Genomic DNA, 24156 nt, shown 5'->3' with positions numbered 1-24156 from the left:
AACTCGTTTAGATTATAGGCGTAGTTCCTGAAATTGTTCATAGCTTTACGTGTACCCTCCGCAGGGTGCATCACCACCCTTTAGATGGATCAGAACAAAAAAACTATACTTAAGAGCTTTAGCCCGGTAAAGGTGCTGATTCCAGTGCTGCTGGGCTTAGCCGCCACTGCCTGGCTTTTTGTTAAAGACGATAAGCTGAGCGAGTTGAAAGGCATAGCCCAGGCTAATGTCTGGTGGCTGGCAGCGGCTTTGGTCGTGCTGGTGATCCGGGATGCAGGATATATGTACCGCATCCGCTCACTTACCGATAAATTTCTGACTTGGCGCAACAGCCTGGATGTCATTATGCTTTGGGAGTTTGCCTCAGCCGTTACGCCGTCTGTGGTGGGAGGCACTACCGTAGCCACTATCATCCTAAACAAAGAAGGCATACCGCTGGGTAAGTCGCTGGCTTATGTTATGCTGACGGCCGTGCTGGATAATATGTTCTTTATTGTGGCCGCGCCCATCGCCCTTTTGCTTTCGCAGGGGCAGGTTTTCCCTACTTTCAATCTCGAACCGTCGGACGTGGCCAAGCTGCAGTCGGCGTTTTACATCAGCTACGGGCTAATAGCGGTTTATACTTTCGTGATGATTTATGCGCTGTTCGTGCGTCCGCGCGCTTTCAAGTGGCTGTTGCTGCGGATAACCTCTATCGGTTTTCTGCGGAAGTGGCGCGTCAACGCGTTTCAGCATGGCAACGAGATTGTGTGGGCATCAGAGCAGCTCAGGGGCAAGGATTTTAATTATTGGGCCCGCGCCACACTCTCTACCATGTTTGTCTGGAGCGCCCGCTACTTTTTGCTCAACTGCCTTATCGCCGCCTTTGTGGACGTAACGTTTAGCGAGCACCTGCTGATCATTTCCCGCAACCTTATCTTCTGGATTGTGATGCTGATAGCTATTACGCCGGGCGGGGCGGGTATTGTGGAAATGGCCTTCCCGAGTTTCTTCGGGTTGTTTTTGGGAGGCTTTGCAAGCGTGGTAGTGGTGCTGTACCGATTGATCACGTACTATCCGTACCTGGTGCTGGGTTCTGTTTTTCTGCCTAAGTGGCTGGCCAAAGTTTTTGGGCGGCAGTCGAGGGAGGAGGAGCTGGCGGAAGATTACAAGCGCTAGCTACCAAAGTATGGCAGCTGGCTTTTTAGCATTGCTAAGGCCATTCGGGTTTGTAAGGTATAGCCTAAAGCTGTATATTAAGCTGTATAAAGTATAAGTACAATTGATTTGATGAAACGATATATCTGGCCATTGCTGGCGCTGCTCTGGCTGGCTGGCTGCAATGGCAGCAACACTGCCCTGAACGAGAAACTGAAAGCCGCTGTAACAGAGGGAGAAACCGGAGCCGGTGGTTTTAAAACCGTACAAATGGCTAGCCTGACTGAGTTTGACTGGGACATCATGTATTATTTTCAGCCCAACGAAGACGAGAAAGCCATCAGCGATGTGATTGGTTTTAAGTGGGAGGGAGATGAAGTGCCGGAAAATTACCGCCGCCTGCTGTTTGTAAAGGGCGAGGAAGTAGTATCTTACACGGACTACTCTTACAACGATTTTCCGCTGTTTGTGTACGGTTGTGAGGGCGATAAATGGATTTACCCGAAGAGCCGCTCAGAGTTCGCCAGCTTTAAGTACTGCAACGATGATCAGGAGATTTATACTTTCATACCTGTGCAGTGCGTGGAAAATATCCGGTTGCTGATGGAGTACAAGTGCCCTGCAGGAGACGCAGAATAAGTATAAGCCGGTTAAACGCCGGCTTTCGCATTTTATTTAGCTGCTTATACTTGGCTGTAAGTTTGGGTTAAGTAGTTTCCAGCGGATAAATTCTTCCGTGGTGCTAACCTGCTGCATCCCTAGTTTTACGAGCACCCTGGCAGATGGCGCATTATCTAACAAGCATCTTGCTGTAACTGCTTTTACTGCTGGCTGCTGGAATGCCCAATTTATAAGGCCCTTGGCAGTTTCCTGGGCGTAGCCTCTGTTTTGCGCCTGCGCTATAATGGCGTATCCGATATCCACTTCGCCCTCGGCATTGGGCAAACCTTTAAAGCCCGCATCTCCAATTACCGTCATACTTTCGCGGTGCACCACCATATACGACTCAAACCCAGTTGGCTCCTGCACCAGGTTCAGGTTAGTGATGATTTTCGGGAATGTGTCGATTGCCTCCTGATCGGGCCAGTAGGGCGTAAGATGCAAGCCAAGCTTTATAAGTATACTTGTGTCGCCGGATAGTAGCGTGTTGGTAACTTCTAAGGTGAAGGGTATAAGTATAAGCCTTTCAGTATGGATGAGCATGGTTAGTAGAGCTGCAGTTTCGGACTGGCATTCCGAAGGTTTGATGAAAGGTATTCTCGCTGCAAAACGCGGATTGCAAATCCGCTTGTTATTAACCTTCGGCTTACAAATCCGAAGGAGCGGGCTTTTTGCTACTTCATCTTTAGTCCGTTATTGATTTGTGTTTTCCCCTACCTGTACGTTCAAGTTTACCTTCTTTCATAAGTAAACCTAAAATGCTATAGCTTAAGTAGTCTTTGGATCCTCCACCATAGTCAGACTGTAAACCAAGATACTTTGCAGCATCTGAGTTCTTTATTCCTTCAGGGTTGGCCTTGGCGAACTCAACTATAGCTGATTTTAATAGATTTAAACCCATTTGGGCTCGTTCATAGCAGCCACCAGGAATATTTAATTTAACTCTGGAAGAAATATTATCAGGGTTTGGCTTAATTCTATTGGTTAGCAAACCTCCTTGACTTATAATTCCAAATGCAGCTATAAGTTCAGCTTCTATTTTTAAAGCCTGCTCCTCTGTTAAATCATCTGAAATGATAGTGTGAATCACCTTATAACCCGAACTCTGGATATCACTGATCAACCGACCTTTTTCAGAATCATCAATGTTAAGCTGATGTTCCCATGCTCTGTTCCCCGTACCCTTACCAATATAAAATGGCCTAGCAGGCTTACATCTTGGGTCTTTTAAAGCATAAACATAAAATGGGTTTTTAGCCATAGAGGTTAAGGTTATCTATTCTACAAGATAAACATTTGATACTAATGTTTAAGATAGATTATACTTTCTAAAGGTATTCCACCGTTTCACACTATCTAGTCCAAAACTAACCATAAGAAAACTTCCTAATTATCGCTCCCCGCAAATAAAAAACGGGGACTAAAAAGTCCCCGTCAAATAGCTTCCGGACTGGGAAGACCGGAAGAGTAACAAGTTATACTTTGTCGTGCTACGTGCTTCGTATGTCGCAAAAAAACCTACACCAGCTCGTGCTTCACCAGGTACTCGGCAATTTGCACGGCATTGGTGGCAGCGCCTTTGCGCAAGTTATCGGCTACGATCCACATGTTCAGGGTGCGTGGCTGAGTTTCGTCTAAACGCACGCGGCCAACCAGTACCTCGTCCTTGCCGTGGGCATCCTTCGGCATTGGGTATTGCAGGTTTTTAACGTCATCAACCACTAGCACGCCTTCCGTTTCGTTCAGGATGCGGTATACTTCGTCCAGGGTAAAGTCTTTCTCAAACTCCACGTTCACCGACTCCGAGTGGCCGCCCATCACAGGTATGCGCACCGCCGTAGCCGTTACCCGAATCGAGTCGTCGCTCATGATCTTCTTGGTCTCCAAGATCATCTTCATCTCCTCTTTCGTATAGCCGTTATCCTGGAACACATCAATGTGCGGCAGCACGTTCAAGTCGATAGGGTAAGGGTAAGCCATGTCGCCTTCTTTGCCGGCACGCTCGTTCATAAGTTGGTCCACCGCGTTTTTGCCCGTGCCCGTTACCGATTGGTAGGTGCTCACCACAATGCGCTTTATGCGCAGCTGCTCGTGCAGCTTGTTCAGGGCCACTACCATTTGGATGGTAGAGCAGTTCGGGTTAGCAATAATCTTATCCTCCTTCGTCAGTTCTTTGGCGTTAATCTCTGGCACCACCAGCTTTTTGGTTGGGTCCATGCGCCAGGCCGAGGAGTTATCTACCACCACTGTGCCTACTTCGGCAAACTTGGGAGCCCACTCCGTAGCAGTGCTTCCGCCGGCCGAGAAAATGGCAATTTGCGGGGCAGCCGCAATCGCGTCCTGCATCCCGATAACTTTTATCTGTTTATCCTTAAACGCCATCTGTTTGCCAACAGACCGCTCAGAAGCAACCAACAATAACTCTGTTACCGGGAAGTCGCGCTCCGCCAGTACTTTCAAAATCTCGCCGCCTACCAATCCGGTGGCGCCTACAACTGCTACTTTCATTTAAGGGTTTATTTTAATTGTTTAATGGCTGATTGTTAAATTGTTAATCGTTTGGGATGACAGTTTTCAGAATTAGACAAAGTATAAGGCTCACTCATTCGCCCAATCAATCATTCACCCGCCCCAAGTGCCTAACTAACGCCTCCTGCTCCCGTAAAAGTTCTAAAATTTACAAAGAGGCTGCATTGGGATTAGATTTTAAAATGTGCGCACTTAGCCGAAACCGGAGACTTTTGCCTGTACTTCTCGCTGCTGGCACTATCCGGCATACGGTTGCAATTTCGTAAGTTTTCACCACAATTCATCCTATGAAACAAACTTTACTCCTTCTTCTGCTGCTGGTTCCGTTCATGGCTCAAAGCCAACTCAACGAAAGTTTCTCTGACGGCAACTTCACCCAAAACCCCGCTTGGTCCGGCGATACACAAAGCTTTGTTGTTAATCCGCAGAGCCAGCTGCAGAGCAGCGGCCCGGCCGTAACGGGTACTACTTTACAATTGGTTACGCCCTCGCAGGCAGCAGTGGGCACCACTTGGGAGTTCTGGGCTAACCTGAAACTGGCAACCTCATCCAGCAACTACGCTGATGTATACCTTGTCTCGAACTCCGAAGACCTGAAAAGTATAAACACCAGCGGCTACTTTGTGCGCATCGGTAATACCGCCGACGAGGTGAGCCTCTACCGCAAGGACTCCGGAAAAAGCGGCACCATACTCATCAACGGACAAGACAAAACTGTGGCAACCAGCAATAACCTAGTGCGCGTGCGGGTAACCCGAAGTATAAACCACGAGTGGGAGCTCAGCATAGACCTGAGCGGCACTGGGCAAAACTACGTGAGCCAAGGCACTGCCACCGACGCCACTTATACCCGCTCAGCATATTTTGGCGTGTTGCTAAAGTATAGCTCGGCCAACAGCCAGAAATTCTACTTCGATGACTTCAGCATACAAGATGCGCAGCCGCCGGTGCTGCAGGAGCTGCTGACTGTAAACCCGCAGGAACTGACGCTGCAGTTTAACGAGCCGCTGCAGCCGGAACAGGCGCAAACACTCGGCAATTATACTTTAAACGGAAGTATAAATCCGCTTATTGCCGAGCTGGTGGAGCCGGATAGGGTGCGGCTGGTGTTTAGCCAGAGTTTCAGGAGTGGCGGCAATGAGTTACGTATAACCAATGTGCAGGATCTTTTCGGTAACAGCCAGCTAAACCCAATTGTGCGCAGTTTTACCTTTACGCCGCCTGCCGTGCTGCCCAACTATAACGAACTGCTCATCACCGAGATCATGGCCGATGAGAGTCCGGCTGTAGGCTTGCCGGCGCAGGAGTACATCGAGCTCTACAACCCTACTAGCAAAGTGCTGAAGCTGCAGGGTATCCGCTACTCCGATGCCACCTCCATCGCCACCTTCCCGGATGTGCAACTGCTGCCGCAGGAGTATGCCGTGGTGGTGCCTAACAGCCAGGTAGCAAACTTTAGCGAATACGGCAAAATAATTGGCATCAGCAACTTTCCGAGCCTGAACAACAGCGGCGAGCTGCTGCAGCTGCACCAGCCTAATGGCAAACTTATTTACGCCCTAAATTACAGTGATGCCTGGTACAAAAACAGCAGCAAAAAAGACGGTGGCTGGAGTCTGGAGATGATTGACGTAAACAACCCCTGCGCAGGTACGGACAACTGGACAGCCTCTGTAGACCCGCGCGGCGGAACGCCTGCCCAGCCAAACGCTGTAGCCGCTGCCAACCCAGATAATACGCCGCCCATACTTACAGAAGCCACTGCCATTGCCCCGGACAGGATTTTGCTCCGCTTTAACGAGCGCCTCGATAGCATACAGGCCGCCAGTATGGCAAACTACAGCATCAGCCCAAGTATAAGTATAAATAGCGTGCAGGTGCAGGGACCGCTTTTTACAGAAGCCATACTTATACTTAACGGCCAGCTGCAGGAGCGGCAGGAGTATACTTTAAGCGCCGCAAGTATAACAGACTGCAGCGGCAACAGCAATCCACAACCCTTAACGTATACTTTTGCCCTGCCATCTGCGCCTGCACCCGGCGATGTGGTAATTAACGAGGTGCTGTTTAACCCGCGCACCGGCGGCGCAGACTTTGTAGAGCTGGTAAACCGAAGCGAAAAATACCTCAACCTGAAAGACTGGAAACTAGCCAACACCTCCAGCGATTCCATCAGCAACATCCGAAGTATAACCACAGCCAATTATGTGCTGGCAACGGGGCAATACGTTGTCCTCACCTCCGACCCGGACAATATCAAGCAGAATTACCCGATAGCCCGGCAGGAGACTTTTATAAAGATGAGCAGCCTACCCAGCTACCCCGATGATGCCGGAACAGTGGTGGTGCTGCAGCCAGATGGTGTGGTGGCAGACAAATTTAGTTATGATGAGGACATGCACTTTGAGTTGATAGACGATGTAAATGGCGTTTCTTTGGAGCGGCTGCGGCTGGAGGGGCCAAGTATAGCCGGTAATTTCCACTCGGCGGCCACCACGGTTTTTGCTACGCCAGGGTACAGAAACTCGCAGTCGCAGGTGGGGGTGGCGGCGCAGCAGGTGTTTGAGGTTGCTCCAAAAGCATTTTCTCCGGACGGCGACGGTTATGAAGACTATGCCACCATTAACTACCACACCGATAAAACCGGCCTCGTTGCCAACATAACCGTTTACGATGCGCAGGGCCGCGAAATACGCAAATTAGTCAGAAACGAGTTGCTGGAAGCAAACGGCTTTTTCCGCTGGGACGGCCTCCGCGAAGACGGTACAAAGGCCAATATCGGTTACTACCTCTTCTACATAGAGTTATTTGGGCTGAACGGAGAAAAAAGCGAGCACAAGGAGAAAGTAGTAGTAAGCGGCAGGTTCTGATTTATGAGGATGTCGCGCTAAATTATTTAGAAAACCGGCTAAAAATGTTAGCAACTTTGTTGATAAGCGAGGTTATCCACAGTTTTCGTACTTACACTGTTGTAAAAGCCGCAGAATCTTTCTAAGAGCATCACGAAGTATAAGGAAATAGCTTTTGTCTCAAGCCTACAGTTCAAGCTTAACCAGCTGCGAAATTTTCTCTAGAACTCCTGAAGCCAAGGCACCAGCGAGTGCAGCATAGGTACAAAAGCGGAGCCGTGTCCTTTGCCCGCTATAGGTATAAACTCAAGCTGCTTGGCGCCGCCCGCCTTAAAGCGCTCATAGGTTTTCTGTGAGTTGTTGAGTGGCACAATGTTATCGGTGGTGCCGTGGTAGAGACGGGTCGGGCTTTGCGGTGCCCAGTCATAAAAGCTGTTGGCATACAGTGCCTGCTTTAGCACCTGCTCTGCTTCGTCTTGCTGCAGATCAGCATAAAACTTCTGGTTGAAAAGATTGTTAGGATTTGTGGTAAGCTCACGGTTAATGGCGCTTCCGCTTTTGTTACCGTCGAACAAGCCGGGCAACCTGCTGGCGTATGGCTCCTGAAAAAATTCTGAAAGCGCTCTGTTCCACCCGTTGGTAATGTTGTAAGACTGCAGCACATAGGCCAGGTAAGCCGGGTAAGCGTAAGATTGCCCTGTTTTAATGCCGCCGAGCATCTCCACCAGGTCGTAGCCACCTGCGCCTGCCGCCGAGGCCGTAACCTGCAGTCCGTGCTCCGGGTTTGTCTCGATTTCTTTCTGTGCAGCCAGTGTTACATAGCCGCCTTCAGAGTAGCCCACCAAAAACAGCTTGTCGCTAACCGGCACCTGCTGCTGCTTGTAAAACGATTTAGCCGCTTTGATTAAGTCCACTACGGCAAGGGCAGAGTGCTTCTGGTCGTAATAAGGGTGAAACAGGTCTTTAGAGGCTCCAAAGCCAATATAATCGGGTATAAGCGTAACATAACCTGCCGAGGCAAAAAGCTCAAAGCCAGACATCCCTTCAAAATTAGAAGGCGCTTCTTTTTCCGTAAAAATGGTACCGTGCTGGGCGCTTATAACCGGGGCGGGCACTTCCATATTCTGCGGCACGCACACCAATCCGGAAGCCTGGATATCGCGGCCTTGGTAGGTTGTTGTATAAATGAGCCTGTAAACAGAAACGCCATACTTAATCTGATTGCCATAGCTGCTGTAGCCCTCTGAGGCGGCAATTTGCTGTAGCATCTCCTGCGGCACGCTCAGAAGTAACTCCGAAGACACATACAGATCTTTGGCAGCCGGTGCCTCTGTTGTGGCAGGTGTAGCGGCAGTGGCTTCTTTCTCGCAGGAGGTGTGGCCCAGCAGAGTGCCGAGCAGTAAAGTATAAACTAAAAATTTTTGAATCACGGGTGAGGTCTTATGGATGTGCAAGAATGAAACAGCACCTGGCGCTCAGAAGTGCCATCAGGCTTCGAAAAATCAACAAGATTAATTTTTAGCCTCTGCGAATCAGGTAAGGTGTCTGCAGTGTATCTTGCGCCACTTTTTAAGGTTAGAATTATACTTTAAAGGCTCTATACCTTCATGGAAGACATCTTTTACCTGTGCCTGTTTGCGTTTATGGCGGGCTTTATAGATTCGGTGGTAGGAGGGGGCGGGCTGATACAGTTGCCGGCCCTGCTGATCTTTTTGCCGGGTGTGCCGCTGCCTACCATATTCGGCACAGGCAAGTTTGCCGGCATTGCAGGCACTACAGCCGCGATGGTAAAGTATGTGCGCAGCGTCAGGATTAATTACATGGCCATACTTCCGGCGGCGCTAATGGCTTTTGTGTTTTCTTTTCTGGGAGCCCGCGCCCTGAGCCACCTCGATGCCAGTTTGCTGAAGCCGCTTATACTGTTGCTGCTGGTGCTGGTGGCCATTTATACGTTCATCAAAAAAGACTTTGGCTCGCTGCACGCGCCTAAACTTACCGAGTCGAAGGAACGGCTGTACGGTTTGGCTATTGGGGCGGCAATCGGCTTTTACGATGGCTTTTTTGGACCGGGAACGGGCAGCTTTCTCATATTTATCTTCATCGGCCTTTTCGGCTTTAATTTTCTGGCAGCCTCGGCGGCGGCAAAAGTAGTGAATGTGGCCACCAACTTATCGGCGCTGCTATACTTTGCCTGGAGCGGGCATGTGCTATACGAGGTAGCCGTGCCGATGGCGGTGTGCAGTATACTAGGCTCTCAGCTGGGTACGCGCACAGCCCTGAAGCGCGGTGTAGGATTTGTGCGGGTGCTGTTTTTAGTGGTGGTAAGCGGCATCATCCTCAAGTTCGCCTACGATACTTACGGCACCGGTGGCAGCGGTTTTACAGAGATAGCAGCATCGGTGCAGCAGCTGTTTGGCAGAAAGGGCTAATCGGCTTTAGACTTAAAACAGATCAGGCGCCAATCTCTAGAGTATAGAAGTTAGCGCCTGATCTGTTTCTGATTGTAAAGATTAGTTTTGCGGGAGTTTGCCTTCTGCCTGCATCCGCTGTAATACACGCATAGCTACTTCCTGGCCATACTGCTGGCCTTTTTGCATCGACTCTTGCATAACCAAAGGAGTTTTTTCGAGCATTTTCTGGCCGAGCGGAGTTTTGTACAGGGCAATCATGTCCTTGATTTCCTGGTGTGTAAAGTGCTTGTCGTATACAGGTGTCGCCAGGTTTACAATGTCTTCCACGGTGAAAGCTTTTTCAAACTCATCCCATACTTCGGCAGGCAGGGAGCTGTTTGTTTTGCGCATAGCATCCAGGTTGGTTTTGATGGCAGAAAGGCCAAGCTCCCCGGCTTTTGTAAGGCTTAGCAGCGCCTTAATATCTTTAGTTTTGGCGTTATCCTGAGCGAAAACCGATGTGCAGCTTACCAGCAGCGCAAGCACAAAAATGTAAAATCGTTTCATGTAAGTTAAAGTATAGAAGTATAAAAAGCGCGTTGATTGACTCCAGAACCGGGATAGGTAAAACTGTTTACAGCTTCACGTACTCTGGCATCATAGAGTAAAGATAAGCATATATCTGTTTTATCATATCTTTATCTGCTTCAAAAGACGAGGCCGTCGGCAGCTTTCTATGACTCCGGAAGTATAACCAACTGAATGACCAAACGCTTCTGAAATTATATGAGCAGCTATACTTACTCCGTCTCTATACTTCCTGCCGACCAGTAGAGGAAAGTGCGGGCCTTGGCATACTTTGCCCGTAAATTATACAGCTTTACCTGTGCCTCCATTAGCTTCATTTCGCGGGAGTTTACCAGGAACAGCGAGCTCTCACCGTTTTGGAAACGAACAACTTCCCCGTTTCGGAGCGTATTTGCGTTCTCCACCATCTGCTGCTGTAGCCGTATCTGTTCTTCCAGCGCCAGCCACTCGTTGTACGCCGCTAAAATGCTGTTCTCCACCTCCCGTGCCGTCTGGGTCAGTTCCAGGCTGTTTGCCTGCTGCTTTGCCTTCGTAAGCTGTAGTTTGCCCCGTTCCTGCCGCAGGAAAAGCGGCAGGCTAAAGCTGAGGCCCAGTTTATAGTTTTCGCCCATAAAGTCCCGGTCTATCGCCTCCGGCCTCATATAAAAATCGCTTTGCAGCAGGTTATACTCTGCGTTGAGTTTTGGTTTGAGCTTATCTGCAGCCAGGCGCTGTTCAATTTGCAGCTGTTCTCCCTTTAGGCTTAGTTTGCGCAGTTCGGGGTGGTTTGCTTTAGCCATTTGCAGTAGCTGCTGCAGCTCGTCCTGAGCCAGCGAGACAATTTCGCTGCCGGTGAGGGCGGGTATAGTTTGCTCCTGCAGCTCCAGTGGCGTTTCATCCTCGGCCCATAAGTGTGTGGCCACCATCAGGCGGGCATTGTTGTAGCCCAGCAACGCCTCCTGCAGCAGTACCTGTCGCGATTGTACTTCCGTTAAAGCCTCCACGGTGTCAATGGCGGCCAGGTCGCCTTCCCGCACACGGATACGAACCGCCTGCAGCCGAAAATTGGCCAGCTCCAGTGACTCCTCGTAAAGCTGCACCTGGCGGAAGTATAGCAGCCAGTCCCAGTAATCTTTAGTGGCCTGTAGCAGCAGCTTGTTGATTAATTTAATGCGTTCTGCCTCGGCAATGTCCTGCATCAGGCGTGCCTGCCGTATAGTGGCGCGGCGCGCATCTATAAACAAACCTTGCCCCAGCGGCACCGAGATGCCTACGGAGCTCAGGCCATCGGAAGGTGTTTTATCTGCCGGGTTTAGGTAAGTGCCTTGGTTTTTGTCAAACCCAGCCCGCAGCTCGGGGCCAAACCACAGCGGCACACGCAGCGTGTTGCTCCAGAGGTTATAGTATTCTTTGCCGCCAAACTCCTTGCGATATACTTTGCTGGAGATAACCGGGTCGAGGGAGCCGCGGGCAATGCGCAGCTCCTGCCGCGCCTGTTCCGTAAGCAGCGCCGCCTGCGAGGCCACTGGGTGGTGCTGCAGCACTATACTATGAAACTCCTGCAGCGTCAGCACTTTCTGTACAGTATCCTGCCCCTGAGCACCTGCACGTAGCGTACCAAGTATAAATAGGGCGAAGAAAACTGTAAATGATCTTATGTTGATTTTGATGCGCATTAGTTTTAGTAACCCTAGTAAGAGGCTTTTGCTGTCTTTTTAGTGTCTGTTGTTGCGTTTTTTTCTTCTTCTGTATAGTCTGGCGGGAAATTGTTAAGCTGGCGCCACAGCTCATACCAGATCGGCACTGTGTTCAGCATGGCCCAGCCGTACACACCAGACCCAACCCGCAAGGCATCTGGCCAAGGTTCCTTTTCCGGGTCTGGCACCACCAACATGCGGTATTTGCCGTTCGTGCCTGTGTTATCTATTACAGCAACCTTGCCGCCAAATGTGCCAAAGCTAGCGCCCGGCCAGCCAGAGAACACCAGCGTTGGCCATCCCTCAAACTCCAGACGTACCTCATCTCCAGCCTGAATCAGCGGCAAGTCAAGGGCATCGATATACAGCTCAGCAGCCAGGTCTGGGTTTTGGGGCATAATAGTGGCCAGAGGTTCGCCTTCTTTTATCGTCTCACCTATACCTGCTTTTAGTGTCTGTACCAGATAACCGTCCTGTGGCGCCACAATCTGATAGTACTGGCTCCTGACCTGCGTGCTGGTGTACTCGTTTTGCAGCTTGGAAACATCGGCCTGAGTAGTATAAATATAAGAGCGGGTGGCGCTTAACTCGGCCTCTGCCTTGGCAATTTTATCGGCATATTCTGCCTGTAGCGAGTTTAGCTCAGTGCGTGCATTCTGAAGCTCGGCGCGGGTAGCGCCTACTTTGTTTTGCAAGGATATAAGCTTTGCCTGCGCCTCCTGTAGCTTTAACCTGCGCTGCTCCAGCTCCGTCAGCGATTTTAGTCCCTGCTCATACAGGTTTTCCTGACGCTCAAACTGCGATGCTGCAATGGCAAGCTCTGTGCGCTGCGCCACCAAATCCATGCTGTCGCTTTGGAGCTTCAGGCGCATTTGCTGTACTTTGTTGCGAGCCTTCTGCAGGCTGAAGGCAAGCCCCTCACGCAAAGCTTGTATTTGCTCTTGCATAGCCTGAGCTTTTGCTTCGTTTGCCGCCACGGCACCCTGTTTGGCTTCCACCTGCTCCTCAAGGCGGGCCAGCAGGTTAGGGTCCATGTATTTCTCTTTGATCTCGGAAAGGCTTGCAATGGTGTCTCCCTTCTTTACAACAGCCCCTTCCATCACGTGCCACTCCTCTATGCGGCCGGCTATAGTTGCCTCTACCGTCTGCGGCCTGTCCTGCGGGGTGAGTGCCGTCAGTACACCTTGTGAGCGGATGTTCTGGGTCCAGGGGAGGAACAGGGACAGCGCCATAATCAGGAAAATGGCCCCGATCCAGTAGGTAAGTGCGCGGCCAAGCCTTGGCGTCCGCACCTCCGACATTACATCCAGTTGCTGCTTCTCTGTGTTATCAAAAACTTTTAATTCGGTAGCCATACTTTAGCTGATTACTTCTGTTAATTCCTGCATTATCTCCAGGTTCTTTAGCTGGTCATAGCTGCCATTTGCCACCAGTTGCCCGTCCTGCAGCAGGAGCGTGCGGTCGCAAAGCTGCATTACTTCCCTGTCGTTCGATACAATGAGCATGGTCCAGTCAAACTGCGGGCTAGTTAGTAAGTGCAGGAAGTTCATCTTGTCTTTCTTGGCCATACCTGCCCACAAATTATCAATAATTAAAAACTTAGGGCGCTGCACCAGGCTGCGCGCCAGCACTATTTTGCGGGCTACGCTGCCCGGCAGGCGCATGCTGCCGCCGGTAAGGTAGGCATGCATGCCATCCGGCAAAGTATGGACAAACTGTGTGAGGCCGGTCAGCTCTATGGCCCACAGGATGTCCTGCATCGGCAGGTCGCGGCCCAGCGTAATATTTTCCAGCAAGGTGCCATCAAATACCTGCTCTGTAGAAATGTTATCGCCGATTAAACTGCGCAGGCTGCCCTTGTGCAGGTCGTGCATCGAAATGCCGTTGTAGGACAAGCTGCCGCTGTAAGACGGCAGTAGCCCGAGAAGCAGACTTATAAGCGAGCTTTTGCCTGAGCTGTTGAAGCCCGCCAGGCAAACACGCTCCGAAGGCTGAATGGTGAAGCTGAGGCCCTGCAGCGCTACCTTTTCAGTATCCCGAAATCTATAGCTAAGGTTTTGAGCCTGTATGCCGAGTCCGCCGACAAGCGGCATCTCATCCAGTTTAATGCCTTTTACCTCCTCTATCGGTAAATCAGTTACCTGGCCGATTTTATCAAGGCTGGTCATTACATCATACACCGTGTCCAGTTTGATGATGATCTTTTCAACAGCCGTCATGATAAGGATAATGACGATTTCGGAGGCGACAAACTGGCCAATGTTAATCTCCCGCTGCACCACCAGAATACAGCCCAGCACCAGCAAGCCACCGGTAATAACTGTTTTAAAACCCACGAAGCTGTAGTACTGCGTCATTAAAACTTTAAAGTGCTGCCGGCGCACATCCAGGTAGCTCTTTACATAGTTGTTGGTGCGGTCCATGGGCAAATTAGTATGGCCTACCAGTTTAAAGGTGCTCAGGGAGCGGGCCATTTCCTCCAGCCACGCCACCAGCTTATACTTATACTTAGACTCCCTTATACTTGTGTCGATCCCTTTGCCGGCTGTTGCCCAGATGATAAATATCAGCACCAGCACCAGTATAAAGCCAAACACGATAAAGTATGGATGGTAAAAGGACAGCAGAATCAAGCCGAAAACGATTTGTATAACGGCGGTGGAGAAATCAACAAGTAATTTGGCTAAGCCCTTCTGCAGCGTTACCACATCAAAAAATCGGTTCATGAGCTCCGGCGGGTTATACTGGAGCAGTGCCTCCGGCTGGAAGCGCGGAATACGGTAGGCAAACTCAGAAGCTGTGCGCGCAAACAGGCGCTGCTGAATAAACTCTACCAGCCACAGCTGCATCACCTGCAGTCCGCCCACTATCAGCAGCGCTAGCACGATCAGGCTTATCAGTACAACCACCGATGTAGTTACTTGCCCGCTCGACACAAAGCCGATGATGCTCTGAATTCCCAAAGGGAGCATCAGGCTTATAAGGCCAGCGGCAATGGCATACACATACATATACAGAATCTCCCGGCGCTCTATCGACAGAAGGTTCAGGAAGCGCTGCACGGGGGTAAGTTTAGTATCTCTTGAAGAAGAGCCCATAAAGAATAAGTATTGTTTTTACTTGTTGTCTTGGTTTACTGCTGTAAAAATCGTCTGCCTCAGCAAGGCTGCAGTCTCTATGTACTGCTCATCCTTCACTTCAGTTAGCAAACGAAGTGTTAAAGTTTGTTGCCATGGAAGTGCCTCCAGCACAATGCATGCGCAAGGCATGCAGGTTGCGGGGCTGCAAGAGAGCCGAAGAACATAGACAGACCCAGTGCCGCAATATAAGAAAAGCCGGTAGCTTGTGCTTCAGTTTGATCTTTAAGTTGATCATGGTGCCTGGCATTTAGAATTATGTTCCTGTTATCATTTGCCTACTCTCTATTCAGGTAAGTCAGCAAAAATACATCAACTTTCATTTACAATAGCAATACTATCAAAAATGTTTATAATACTTTTATTTTTTTTTAAACTGACGAAAATAAGTGCAGAAGTATAAACTGAATAATAAGGGCAAAGCTGCTTAAGAGACCTTCAGGTTTTACACAAAGGAACAATCAACAATTAAGCTTACCTTTGCCTATTGGTTAGACCGTAAGTATAGGCAGTAACCAAGTATAACCCGCATCACCATGAAGTTTGAAGATTACCGCATATCCGACGAGATAAAGAAAAGCCTGAGCAAGTTGGGCTTCAAGAAGCCTACCGATATCCAATTTAAAGCCATTCCGCCGATTATGAAAGGAGAGGATGTGCTGGCGATTGCCCAAACGGGCACAGGTAAGACAGCGGCTTTCGCTATTCCGGTGCTCGACAGGCTGCAGTTTAGCAAAAACCGCAAGCGTGGCGATGGCATTAAGTGCGTGGTGATGGTGCCGACGCGGGAGCTGGCGCTGCAGATAACCACTGTTTTTAACGAGATTGGCCGTGGGACGCGTGTGCAAACGTTTTGCGTGTACGGAGGCGTGGAGCAGGGGCCGCAGATTGCCAAGCTGGAAGACGGGATTGACATACTTGTGGCAACGCCTGGCCGCCTGTTCGACCTGGTTAGCCAAGGGCATATTCACCTGCACCGTGTAGAGACCCTGATTCTGGATGAGGCCGACCACATGCTGGACCTGGGCTTTATACATGACATCCGCCAGCTGATCACCAAACTGCCGCGGCAGCGCCAGACGCTCTTTTTCTCCGCCACCATCAACGAGAAAATCAAAGAACTGGCCTATTCGCTGGTAAACAAGCCGGTGCGTATCCAGATTTCGCCTAAAGACCCTGTAGCCAAGAATGTAGACCACTCCGTGATGTTTGTGGAGATGGACGACAAGCGTTTCTTCCTGGAGCGGGTGGTAAAGCAGAATGCAGATAAGAAGATATTAGCCTTTGTGCGCACTAAAGTACGTGCCGAGCGTGTGGTAGCGGCTATGGAGCGCGTGGGCATCGAGGCCATCAGCATACATGGCGGCAAAGAGCAGAAGGACCGGATTGATGTGATGCGCAAGTTTAAGAGCGGGGAGGTGAAGCTGCTGATTGCAACTGACGTAAGCGCCCGCGGCATAGACATACCGCAAGTGGAGTACGTGGTGAATTACGACCTGCCAGAGCAGCCGGAGAATTACGTGCACCGTGTGGGCCGTACGGGCCGTGGCACAGAAAAAGGTATTGCCGTTAGTTTCTGCGCACCTGAAGAGAAACCTATACTTGACGAGATCCAGAAATACCTTACTAAAGATATTAAGGTGATGGAGGTAGAGAAGGAAGATTATGAAGCAACCCTTGATTTTAGTGCCGCCGCCAAGTATGACTGGAAGGCTCTGATAAAGGAGGCCGAGGAAACAGATGAAAAAATAAAGGCTGCCAAAGCTAAGAAGGCAAAATCCAAAGCCAAGAAAAAGAAATAATTTACGCTTATTAGCAAATAGTAGATGGCCCGTCCGGATGTTGTTCCAGACGGGCCTTTTAAATTGTACAGAGATAATCCGCTAGTTTGTAGATGTTATTCCTTTATTTGTCGTGTAGCCTCTGTGGATAGTTGATAAATGGTTTGTTTTTAATGTTTTAAAACCACTTTTTCATTTCGTGATATTATACTGCTTGCTTGAAAAAATTGCATTAAAATATTAGCTGCTTTAGCACTTTTTGGCTGTTTTAACGTATACTTAATTATACATTAAAAGTATTTTATTGAATTTTTTATAACTAGTGACCGGGTTTTACGGGAGCATTAATTGAAAGGAGCGTATGATATGAAACGGCATAGAAGAAGTTCTACAGGATCAATTTCAGATACTTGGAACTACAATTTAAGTTCAGTAGACGATAGCCTGGGATTTACCAGACAGTTTACTGATGCAGTAAACCAGGAGATGTTAGACGAAGAGCGTATACTTCGGAAGCACAGGCTGGAGAAGCAGCAGAACCAAAGTATAGTTTACCCAAGCTGCGATCTTAACGACAGACCTATTGCAGGTTAAGTAATTACCTCACAAAAGCAGAAGACGTTCACCTGGAACAATATGAACAGCAGCAGCGGCCGCACATAAAAGTATGTAGCGGCGGCGGCTGTTTTTTTTGTGCTACACCGCTTTCAGTCTCAGCCGCACAAAACCGTTATCAAAGCTTTTGCTATTCATTAATGTTAATGGCCTCTCCTGGGCGCCAGCCGCGGAATGCCGCTGCCAAGTATAACCGGAATATAAGTAAGCAGTACCTCATCAATCAAGCCCGCATTATGCAGGAGCGTGTTAATCTGGCTACCGCCAATAAGCCATATATTTTGGCCCTGCTGTTGCTTCAGCTGCTGCACAAAGGAAACAACGTCTTTCTGTATAAACTTTACATGCTCGGTGTCGAGGTGGCTGGTGCGGCTAAAAACGTAGTTTTTTTTGCCGGCATAGGGGAAAGGCGTACCGAAGGCAAGTATAACCTGATAAGTGCTGTGGCCCATAAGCGTGGTGTCTATACTTTTCAGAAAATCGCTGTAGCCAAAGTCTTCGCCTTCTAAAGTATACTTCTCTTCTTCAAGCCAGCTTGTGTCGCCATTGGGGCGGGCAATGTATCCGTCTAAGCTGGCGGCTATGTATAAAACGATCTTGCGCATAGTCTGGTCATCTTCATGCTTAATAGCTGGTTAATAAGAAGCTTTATCAGTTCTCGCTCTTAAAAACCAGTTTAGTTATTCTGTAGAATAAGTCGCGATGGTCAGCCACCAAGCGGTATCCTGCTTCTGCAGCGAAGCCTGCCAGCGGCACACGGTGGTAAAGCCAGCTCCAGGTGCTGAAGCCACTTAGTTGCAGGAGTACGGCCACTGCTTTAGCCCCGTGCAGGCGCTGGCCGTACTGAGTAATTAGATAGACTGACTTGCTGAATTCTGCATGGGTAACGCCATAAAAGCTGTCAGGAACTGCCTGAAAAGGAACATACTTTATCTTATTACCCGTTTTATCCTTCCATCTATCTACCCAATACCTGCAGAAGCTGCAGTTGCCATCATATACCAGCACCGGTTTTTGCAGCGTTGCGGCAGCTCTACTTGCCATACTCGTCAGATGTATTTTTACAACCGTTGTAACCTGTAGCTGCATTAATAGGGCACCAGCGCAGCATACCTGTCAGAATCGGAACCATACCTATAACTGCCAGCGGCTTGAAATTGTAATAAGCGCCTACACCTACCATTGCCAATCCTGCCAGTACGCGCGCTTTTTGCTCAACTAATCCTACGTTGCATTCCATTTTTAAAGAAGTTTATGTGGTCGTCTCTATTATACTTTAAGCAACCGGTTTGGTTAGTATGGCAGGTAGTTCAGAAAACAGCCTTATATTTAAAACTCTAAGGAGTAGCAATGTGTGGTGTGGAGTTTTTCTACAAAATGTAGATTGTGGGTACAGTTTGCCAGAAACATTCTACAACTTGCATATTTATGCAGTTATTGATAAGGTGCTTGCAGTGTGCGTTTTAAGCGGTTTTATGACTTTGGCACGGTTCTGTTACTAGGGTTAATCAACTTAGACATTAGAACACTAATAATAGAACATGAAAAAAGCAACATTTTTTGCAGCCGCAATAGCCATACTAGGATTAACTTCAATCAACGCCAACGCTCAGACTCAAAACCAGGGTCAGCAGACAGAGCAAGTACAGGAGCAGGGCAACCGCGAGTTAGTAACTCAGGACCAACTGCCAGAAGCAGTACAAAACGCACTTAAAAGCGATGTGTACAAAGACTGGACTGTAGGCGAAATTTATAAAGTTGCCCCGGAAGAGGGCGCTGCCAACACCGAAGTGGTATACGAGGTTAAATTAACCAACGCAGAAGGACAGGAAGGTGTGGTAAGAATGAATGAAAAAGGCGGAGCCGCCGAATCAGAACAAGAATAACTGTGAACGTCATATAGTAAGCTTAAAAAAGCTCCATTCTGTGGGGCTTTTTTTTATGCCTCATATTTTAGCAAAGTCAAGGCTTTCTTCTTTTAGTTGTGCGCAATTCTTTAAAATATAGTGAGGGGAGGAGTCAGTAATTTTGCCCATAGCTTTTGATTATCAGATTTTTGTCTTATTTTAATCTCTAATAGAGTAGTGCGGCTATAGAGAGCAAAGTTAACATGAGCAACAATCTCAACATTAGAGCCTATTGGCGGCAGGTACAAGCTAGGTTGCCGCTAGAGGTGCTGCTATGGATGACGGGGCTCCTGCTGTTAGCGCTCATGGATCCGCACAAAGAGCATCTTTTTAGTTTCTGTCCGTTTAGCTGGATGCTGGAAGCAGGGTGCCCAGGCTGCGGGTTGGGGCATAGCATAGCCTATTTGGTACGGTGCGAGTGGCAGGCATCCTGGGCGGCGCACCCATTGGCAGTTCCTGCTATACTGCTGCTGCTGTGGCGTTGCGGCCAGCTTTTATACTTTCACAACTCACATCGTGTATCAAACTCAACAAAATAAAACTATATGGCAAGTATACTTCACCTGATGCCGGACCTGGAGCCGGACGAAATGGGATATGTGCAGACGCTGGTTCAGCCGATGACGGAGGGCGAGGCGCAGCAGTTTGCAAGCGTTTACCGCTCCCGGCGCAGAGAGCCCATGATGATTCTCGTTACTACTATAGTTGGCTTCTTCGGTGTGGCTGGTATTCAGCGGTTCCTTACCGGGCAGATCGGGTTGGGGTTGCTATATTTCTTTACAGGAGGCTTGTGCCTGGTCGGTACTATCGTGGACCTAATAAACCACAAGCGGCTTGCATATGAATACAACGTAAAGGAAGCAGACAAAGTAATGGCAATGCTACGCTACGGCAGGTAAAAACGGCTGAGTTTTATACTTACTAGGCGCTTTGGCTTACTAAAAGCCATACTTATACTTTATCAAAAATAAAAGGGAGGCGCCACATCTGAGGCACCTCCCTTTTATACTTGTTTATACTTGCTCTTGATCAGGGGCTGCTACTTTGCAACAGGCGTTACCTTATAGCCTTGCTTGCGCAGCAGCGCTACCACACCGTGCTCTCCTGCCAGGTGCGCTGCGCCAACCGCAAATAGAGTCGATTTTGTTTTAGCCATCTGCTCCATTACAGGTATCCAGTTTTTGTTGCGCTGAACCAAAAACGCATCGTTAAATTTCTTGTAATCGTCTTTGGTGTAATCACGCTTCATCAGCTCCTGCAGTCCTTTTATATCCTGGTCCATGTACAGCTCCACCATCTCGCGGTAATCAGCTTTGGACTTTGTAATGTCGCCTACGGTACGCACCAGCATATCAATGTATAACTCGTTCGGCAGCTTATCCACAGCTGACATTTGCTCCTTAACGGTTTCTATACCTAAAACTTCCTTCTGTTGAGCGTGGGCCAGTTCCATCAGCTTCTGCTCATAAGACTCCGGTTTGCACTCGGTCAGCATTGGCAGGAGCATCGTGTACAGCATAAAAGGCTTCATGTTGTCCAGCTGTATCAGGTCTATGCCATAGCTTGCTTTAAAATAGGTGGCAAGAGCTGAGTATTCCTCCTCATCCAGCATAGCTTTCAGCGACTGGCCCTCCGGCAGCATGGCGCTTTGCATAATCTGCGTCATCATGTTTGGGTCGTCCATGTCCAGCTCCAGCGATAGCTGCTCTGTCTGGGTTACGGTGCTTTGCAACGCCTCAGAAATCATCATTTTGTCTGGGCAAACAGCGTGAATAGTGCCATAAATGTAGGATGGCTTTTTCAAGCCTTTGCCCGATATCTTCCACAGCAGTGCGTTTTCATCTTTCGGGCCGCCAGCCTGTGCTGGTTGTAATTGTGTAAATACCAGCAGTAGTGCCAGTAATAAGTATAGTTTTCTGTTCATGTGAGGAGTATATTAAATGTTAGCGCAAGTTACTCGTTTTTTCATCTGGTGCTACCTGTTTATAGCCACAGGCGAATGTTATGACACATAAATTAGTCACGCAGGAGGTTTCCAAAAGAAGCGACTCGACCACAGTTGATGTAATTATGGCTGAGGAGCTGCGAAAAATTCCAACTGTGAGATTAGATCAGGTGGTTCAGAAATAGCCTCTGATAATTATGGCAACACTAAAGCCTTCTTTAACCAAAGCCTCGATAAACTAGATATTCAGTTCAAAGACTCTGACATAAATGCAGCGCAGTTTGCCATAGCAAATTTAAGAGAGTCTGCCGTTTACGGACTTATCAGAGTTTTGCCAGCAGACGAAAACACTACTGCAGACCAAGAGGCGGAGCTATACTTCTTTAAAGGTTACGCAGAGCTTCTAGCAGGAGAACTGTTCGTGGCGCTGCCTGCTGAACCGAATGGGCCTGCCTTGACGCCGGAAGCCGGTGTAAACTTGACGATTGAGGATTTCAAGAAAAGTTCTGTCTTTACAACGATTAACGACAGAAAAGCAAGTTACAGTATTGCCTTGGCACGTGCTTACTATAGGCTAGGCGACAGTGGTGACGCCCAAAAATATGCCGATGATGCTGTTGCACTCAATCCAAATTACTTGAGGATAATTCAATTTGATGCTTAATCGCCAGGCTGGAGCAGTAACCGTTCCTTCTGTTTCTGGTACATCGGTTACAGCGGCTGGGGTAGATACGCTTTCTACTGAGGATGCAGCCCTTGAAACCCTGTACCTCATGCGGCAGGAAATATTTATTGCGGAAGGAAGGAGAATGGTGGAATTAGGTATAAAGTTTCCTGTCTCTGAGATTGAGGCATTGAGTAACTCTCAAATTACACCTGAGCAAACGCAAGCCTTTGTTCCTGCATTCATTCCTAAAGATGAAGTGATAGATCAGTTTACATATAATACAGCTGCAAAAACAGTAGTTATAGATGTAAACCTTAACAAGGTGCTTGTTGAGAATAAAACCTCCTCGGCAGTATTGCCATTCCACTAAGTATAAAATGGGCTATTATTGCCTATAAAGTATCAGTAAGAAAGGCTCCTGTAAAATTTACAGGAGCCTTTTTGCACTATGTTTTCATAAGCATCCTTTGAGCAAAATCAGTTGGAGAAGGTGCCATAAAATCCCTATCTTAGAAAGCTCAAAACTAACTTATAAATGAAAAACAAAACTATAGCCCTGCTTGGGGCAGCATGCTTTGTCTCCGGAGCTTTTGTCTCCAAAATGGCAGATGATAAGATTACTGTAGAGGTGCTGCAGGATGCGCAGAAGCTTATCGGGCTCAATTTTACGGATGCGCAGCTAGACTCCACTATTTCGGAGCTGGAAGAGCTAAAGCAGAACTATGAGGTAATACGGCAGCAAAAACTGCCCAACCATGTGCCGCCGGCGCTGGTGTTCAACCCGATTCCGGTAGGCTATACTTTTGAGACACAAAAAGCAGCTTTTGAGGCGGAGCGTCCGCAGAATGTAAAGATGCCGAGAAAACGCGAAGAACTGGCATTTTATACTGTTACGCAACTGGCAGAACTGGTGCGTACGCAACAGATAACTTCGGAGGAGCTCACCAAATTCTACCTGGAGCGCCTGAAGAAGTATGGGCCTACGCTGGAGTGCATCACCTCCTTAACCGAGGAGCTTGCGCTGCAGCAGGCAAGGCAGGCAGACAAAGAGATAAAGGCTGGCAAGTATAAAGGCGTGCTGCACGGCATACCGTTCGGTGTAAAAGACCTGCTATCAACGCGCAAGTATAAAACCACATGGGGCGCCATGCCTTACAAAGATCAAGTGATAGACGAAGATGCCACTGTAGTGAAGCGCCTGCAGGATGCCGGCGGCGTATTGGTAGCTAAAACTACCTTAGGTGCCCTGGCTATGGGCGATGTCTGGTATGGTGGTAAAACACGCTCTCCCTGGGATATAACCAAAGGCTCCAGCGGTTCGTCAGCGGGGTCGGCGGCGGCAGTGGCGGCGGGCTTGCTGCCTTATGCCATCGGCACCGAAACCCTTGGATCTATCGTGTCGCCGTCTACGGCTACCGGAACAACAGGCCTGCGCCCAACCTTCGGCCGCGTAAGCCGCCACGGTGCTATGGCTCTAAGCTGGTCTATGGATAAGATTGGCCCGATTGCCCGCTCCGCAGAAGACTGCGCTATCGTATTTAACGCCATTTATGGCCCGGACGGAAAAGACCAGTCGGTGTATGATGCGCCATTTAACTACAACCAAAGTATAAATCCGAAGAAGCTCCGTGTGGGGTATCTGAAGGATGATTTTGCGAAAGAATACGGCTTTGCAGAAAATGATAAGGCTACACTCGATGCCCTGCAAAAAGCAGGTGTGGAGCTGGTGCCGATCTCACTGCCAGACCTGCCAGCCCGTGAACTGACAATGACGATCTCTGTGGAGGGAGCCGTCGCTTTTGATGAGCTTACCCGCAGCGGCCGCGACAGCCTGCTGGTGGCGCAGCACAAAAACGCCTGGCCTAACACCTTCCGTTCCGCCCGTTTTATACCTGCCGTGGAGTACCTGCAGGCACAACGCGTGAGGACTTTGCTAGTGCAGCAGATGCAGGAGACACTGAAGGATGTGGATGTTTACATCAGCCCTTCCTTCGCTAGCAAAAACCTGGTGGTAACCAACTTGACGGGCCATCCGTGCGTGGTGGTGCCAAACGGCTTTCAGAAGAACGGTATGCCAACAACCATCACGTTTATGGGTAAACTGTTTGGGGAGGCGGAGCTGCTGAGCTTTGCCAAGTTTTATCAAAGTATAACCCCGCACGACGAGCAGCACCCAAGTATGGATTTCGGCAAAAAGAAGAAATCTTAAAGTATTAAGATCCAGTCTGCCTCCCCTAAGATACAAGTTCTTAGGGGAGGCTTTTTGTTAACTTCA

Annotated in this window: 25 protein-coding genes; 13 read left to right on the top strand and 12 right to left on the bottom strand. The window is 48.9% G+C overall.

Annotated features, from left to right (window positions below; genetic code table 11):
• Positions 1-84 precede the first annotated feature (84 nt).
• Together Q1B04_RS04315 and Q1B04_RS04310 are read left to right on the top strand one after the other, a co-directional pair.
• Positions 85-1158: a lysylphosphatidylglycerol synthase transmembrane domain-containing protein gene (locus Q1B04_RS04315; RefSeq protein ID WP_299755980.1), complete on the top strand. Its 1074-nt coding sequence runs from the start codon at positions 85-87 to the stop codon at positions 1156-1158.
• Between the two features lie 111 nt (positions 1159-1269).
• Positions 1270-1776 carry a hypothetical protein gene (locus tag Q1B04_RS04310; protein ID WP_299755978.1) on the top strand — a complete coding sequence of 169 codons (507 nt, stop codon included), beginning with the start codon at positions 1270-1272 and terminating at the stop codon, positions 1774-1776.
• A 36-nt stretch (positions 1777-1812) separates the two neighbouring features.
• On the opposite strand, the gene Q1B04_RS04305 is transcribed toward Q1B04_RS04310, so the two are convergent.
• From Q1B04_RS04305 to Q1B04_RS04295, 3 genes are all read right to left on the bottom strand, one after another.
• Positions 1813-2340 carry a GNAT family N-acetyltransferase gene (locus tag Q1B04_RS04305; RefSeq protein ID WP_299755976.1) on the bottom strand — a complete coding sequence of 176 codons (528 nt, stop codon included), beginning with the start codon at positions 2338-2340 and terminating at the stop codon, positions 1813-1815.
• Positions 2341-2482: 142 nt separating this feature from the next.
• A complete protein-coding gene (locus tag Q1B04_RS04300) occupies positions 2483-3058 on the bottom strand; it encodes a GIY-YIG nuclease family protein (protein ID WP_299755974.1) in 576 nt (191 codons plus the stop codon).
• Between the two features lie 257 nt (positions 3059-3315).
• Positions 3316-4305 carry an aspartate-semialdehyde dehydrogenase gene (locus Q1B04_RS04295; RefSeq protein WP_299755971.1) on the bottom strand — a complete coding sequence of 330 codons (990 nt, stop codon included), beginning with the start codon at positions 4303-4305 and terminating at the stop codon, positions 3316-3318.
• Positions 4306-4613: 308 nt separating this feature from the next.
• Between Q1B04_RS04295 and Q1B04_RS04290 the strand changes: the two genes are divergently transcribed.
• Positions 4614-7196: a lamin tail domain-containing protein gene (locus tag Q1B04_RS04290; RefSeq protein WP_299755968.1), complete on the top strand. Its 2583-nt coding sequence runs from the start codon at positions 4614-4616 to the stop codon at positions 7194-7196.
• Between the two features lie 200 nt (positions 7197-7396).
• Here the strand turns inward: Q1B04_RS04290 and Q1B04_RS04285 are convergent, their stop codons facing one another.
• A complete protein-coding gene (locus Q1B04_RS04285; RefSeq protein ID WP_299755965.1) occupies positions 7397-8605 on the bottom strand; it encodes an alpha/beta fold hydrolase in 1209 nt (402 codons plus the stop codon).
• Positions 8606-8782: 177 nt separating this feature from the next.
• Between Q1B04_RS04285 and Q1B04_RS04280 the strand changes: the two genes are divergently transcribed.
• On the top strand, positions 8783-9604 hold the full coding sequence (locus Q1B04_RS04280) for a TSUP family transporter (RefSeq protein WP_299755962.1): 822 nt from the start codon (positions 8783-8785) through the stop codon (positions 9602-9604).
• 81 nt (positions 9605-9685) lie between these two features.
• On the opposite strand, the gene Q1B04_RS04275 is transcribed toward Q1B04_RS04280, so the two are convergent.
• From Q1B04_RS04275 to Q1B04_RS04260, 4 genes are all read right to left on the bottom strand, one after another.
• The gene (locus Q1B04_RS04275; RefSeq protein WP_299755959.1) at positions 9686-10132 is read right to left on the bottom strand and encodes a DUF2059 domain-containing protein; all 447 of its coding nucleotides are present in this window, start codon (positions 10130-10132) and stop codon (positions 9686-9688) included.
• Positions 10133-10365: 233 nt separating this feature from the next.
• Positions 10366-11808 (bottom strand): TolC family protein, encoded by a 1443-nt coding sequence (locus Q1B04_RS04270; protein ID WP_299755956.1) that lies wholly within the window; start codon positions 11806-11808, stop codon positions 10366-10368.
• A 14-nt stretch (positions 11809-11822) separates the two neighbouring features.
• The gene (locus Q1B04_RS04265; RefSeq protein ID WP_299755953.1) at positions 11823-13184 is read right to left on the bottom strand and encodes an HlyD family efflux transporter periplasmic adaptor subunit; all 1362 of its coding nucleotides are present in this window, start codon (positions 13182-13184) and stop codon (positions 11823-11825) included.
• 3 nt (positions 13185-13187) lie between these two features.
• Complete coding sequence (locus Q1B04_RS04260) at positions 13188-14927, bottom strand: ABC transporter ATP-binding protein (RefSeq protein ID WP_299755951.1); 1740 nt, start codon at positions 14925-14927, stop codon at positions 13188-13190.
• 575 nt (positions 14928-15502) lie between these two features.
• Between Q1B04_RS04260 and Q1B04_RS04255 the strand changes: the two genes are divergently transcribed.
• Both Q1B04_RS04255 and Q1B04_RS04250 read left to right on the top strand, forming a co-directional pair.
• Positions 15503-16768, top strand: coding sequence for a DEAD/DEAH box helicase (locus Q1B04_RS04255; protein WP_299755948.1), 1266 nt, complete (start codon positions 15503-15505; stop codon positions 16766-16768).
• A 345-nt stretch (positions 16769-17113) separates the two neighbouring features.
• Positions 17114-17341 carry a hypothetical protein gene (locus Q1B04_RS04250; RefSeq protein ID WP_299755946.1) on the top strand — a complete coding sequence of 76 codons (228 nt, stop codon included), beginning with the start codon at positions 17114-17116 and terminating at the stop codon, positions 17339-17341.
• A 164-nt stretch (positions 17342-17505) separates the two neighbouring features.
• Here Q1B04_RS04250 and Q1B04_RS04245 read toward each other — a convergent pair whose 3' ends face one another.
• From Q1B04_RS04245 to Q1B04_RS04235, 3 genes are read right to left on the bottom strand one after another with little or no spacing between them, the layout of a single operon-like run.
• Positions 17506-17967, bottom strand: coding sequence for a dihydrofolate reductase family protein (locus Q1B04_RS04245; protein ID WP_299755943.1), 462 nt, complete (start codon positions 17965-17967; stop codon positions 17506-17508).
• 46 nt (positions 17968-18013) lie between these two features.
• Positions 18014-18406, bottom strand: coding sequence for a thiol-disulfide oxidoreductase DCC family protein (locus Q1B04_RS04240; protein WP_299755941.1), 393 nt, complete (start codon positions 18404-18406; stop codon positions 18014-18016).
• Positions 18396-18602, bottom strand: coding sequence for a DUF2892 domain-containing protein (locus Q1B04_RS04235; protein ID WP_299755938.1), 207 nt, complete (start codon positions 18600-18602; stop codon positions 18396-18398). Before Q1B04_RS04235 ends, Q1B04_RS04240 begins: the two co-directional genes overlap by 11 nt.
• Before the next feature lie 301 nt (positions 18603-18903).
• Here Q1B04_RS04235 and Q1B04_RS04230 point away from each other — a divergent pair, with 301 nt between their 5' ends.
• The 3 genes from Q1B04_RS04230 to Q1B04_RS04220 all read left to right on the top strand — a co-directional run bounded on the left by Q1B04_RS04230 (position 18904) and on the right by Q1B04_RS04220 (position 20168).
• Entirely contained in the window at positions 18904-19248 is a 345-nt protein-coding gene (locus Q1B04_RS04230; protein ID WP_299755936.1) for a hypothetical protein, read from the top strand.
• Between the two features lie 224 nt (positions 19249-19472).
• Positions 19473-19808, top strand: a complete 336-nt coding sequence (locus tag Q1B04_RS04225) for a DUF2752 domain-containing protein (RefSeq protein WP_299755934.1) — start codon at positions 19473-19475, stop codon at positions 19806-19808.
• Positions 19809-19814: 6 nt separating this feature from the next.
• A complete protein-coding gene (locus Q1B04_RS04220) occupies positions 19815-20168 on the top strand; it encodes a TM2 domain-containing protein (protein WP_299755932.1) in 354 nt (117 codons plus the stop codon).
• A 140-nt stretch (positions 20169-20308) separates the two neighbouring features.
• Here the strand turns inward: Q1B04_RS04220 and Q1B04_RS04215 are convergent, their stop codons facing one another.
• Complete coding sequence (locus Q1B04_RS04215) at positions 20309-21193, bottom strand: TraB/GumN family protein (RefSeq protein ID WP_299755929.1); 885 nt, start codon at positions 21191-21193, stop codon at positions 20309-20311.
• An 80-nt stretch (positions 21194-21273) separates the two neighbouring features.
• Here Q1B04_RS04215 and Q1B04_RS04210 point away from each other — a divergent pair, with 80 nt between their 5' ends.
• The 4 genes from Q1B04_RS04210 (at position 21274) to Q1B04_RS04195 (ending at position 24090) form a co-directional block, all read left to right on the top strand.
• On the top strand, positions 21274-21399 hold the full coding sequence (locus Q1B04_RS04210) for a hypothetical protein (RefSeq protein ID WP_299755926.1): 126 nt from the start codon (positions 21274-21276) through the stop codon (positions 21397-21399).
• Positions 21400-21545: 146 nt separating this feature from the next.
• Positions 21546-21878 carry a hypothetical protein gene (locus tag Q1B04_RS04205; RefSeq protein ID WP_299755924.1) on the top strand — a complete coding sequence of 111 codons (333 nt, stop codon included), beginning with the start codon at positions 21546-21548 and terminating at the stop codon, positions 21876-21878.
• Positions 21871-22251: a hypothetical protein gene (locus Q1B04_RS04200; RefSeq protein ID WP_299755921.1), complete on the top strand. Its 381-nt coding sequence runs from the start codon at positions 21871-21873 to the stop codon at positions 22249-22251. Before Q1B04_RS04205 ends, Q1B04_RS04200 begins: the two co-directional genes overlap by 8 nt.
• Before the next feature lie 165 nt (positions 22252-22416).
• The gene (locus Q1B04_RS04195; RefSeq protein WP_299755920.1) at positions 22417-24090 is read left to right on the top strand and encodes an amidase; all 1674 of its coding nucleotides are present in this window, start codon (positions 22417-22419) and stop codon (positions 24088-24090) included.
• Positions 24091-24156 lie beyond the last annotated feature (66 nt).

This window comes from uncultured Pontibacter sp., from assembly GCF_947495565.1.
Taxonomy (GTDB): Bacteria; Bacteroidota; Bacteroidia; order Cytophagales; family Hymenobacteraceae; genus Pontibacter.
This window is presented reverse-complemented; position numbering and strand designations above follow the sequence as displayed.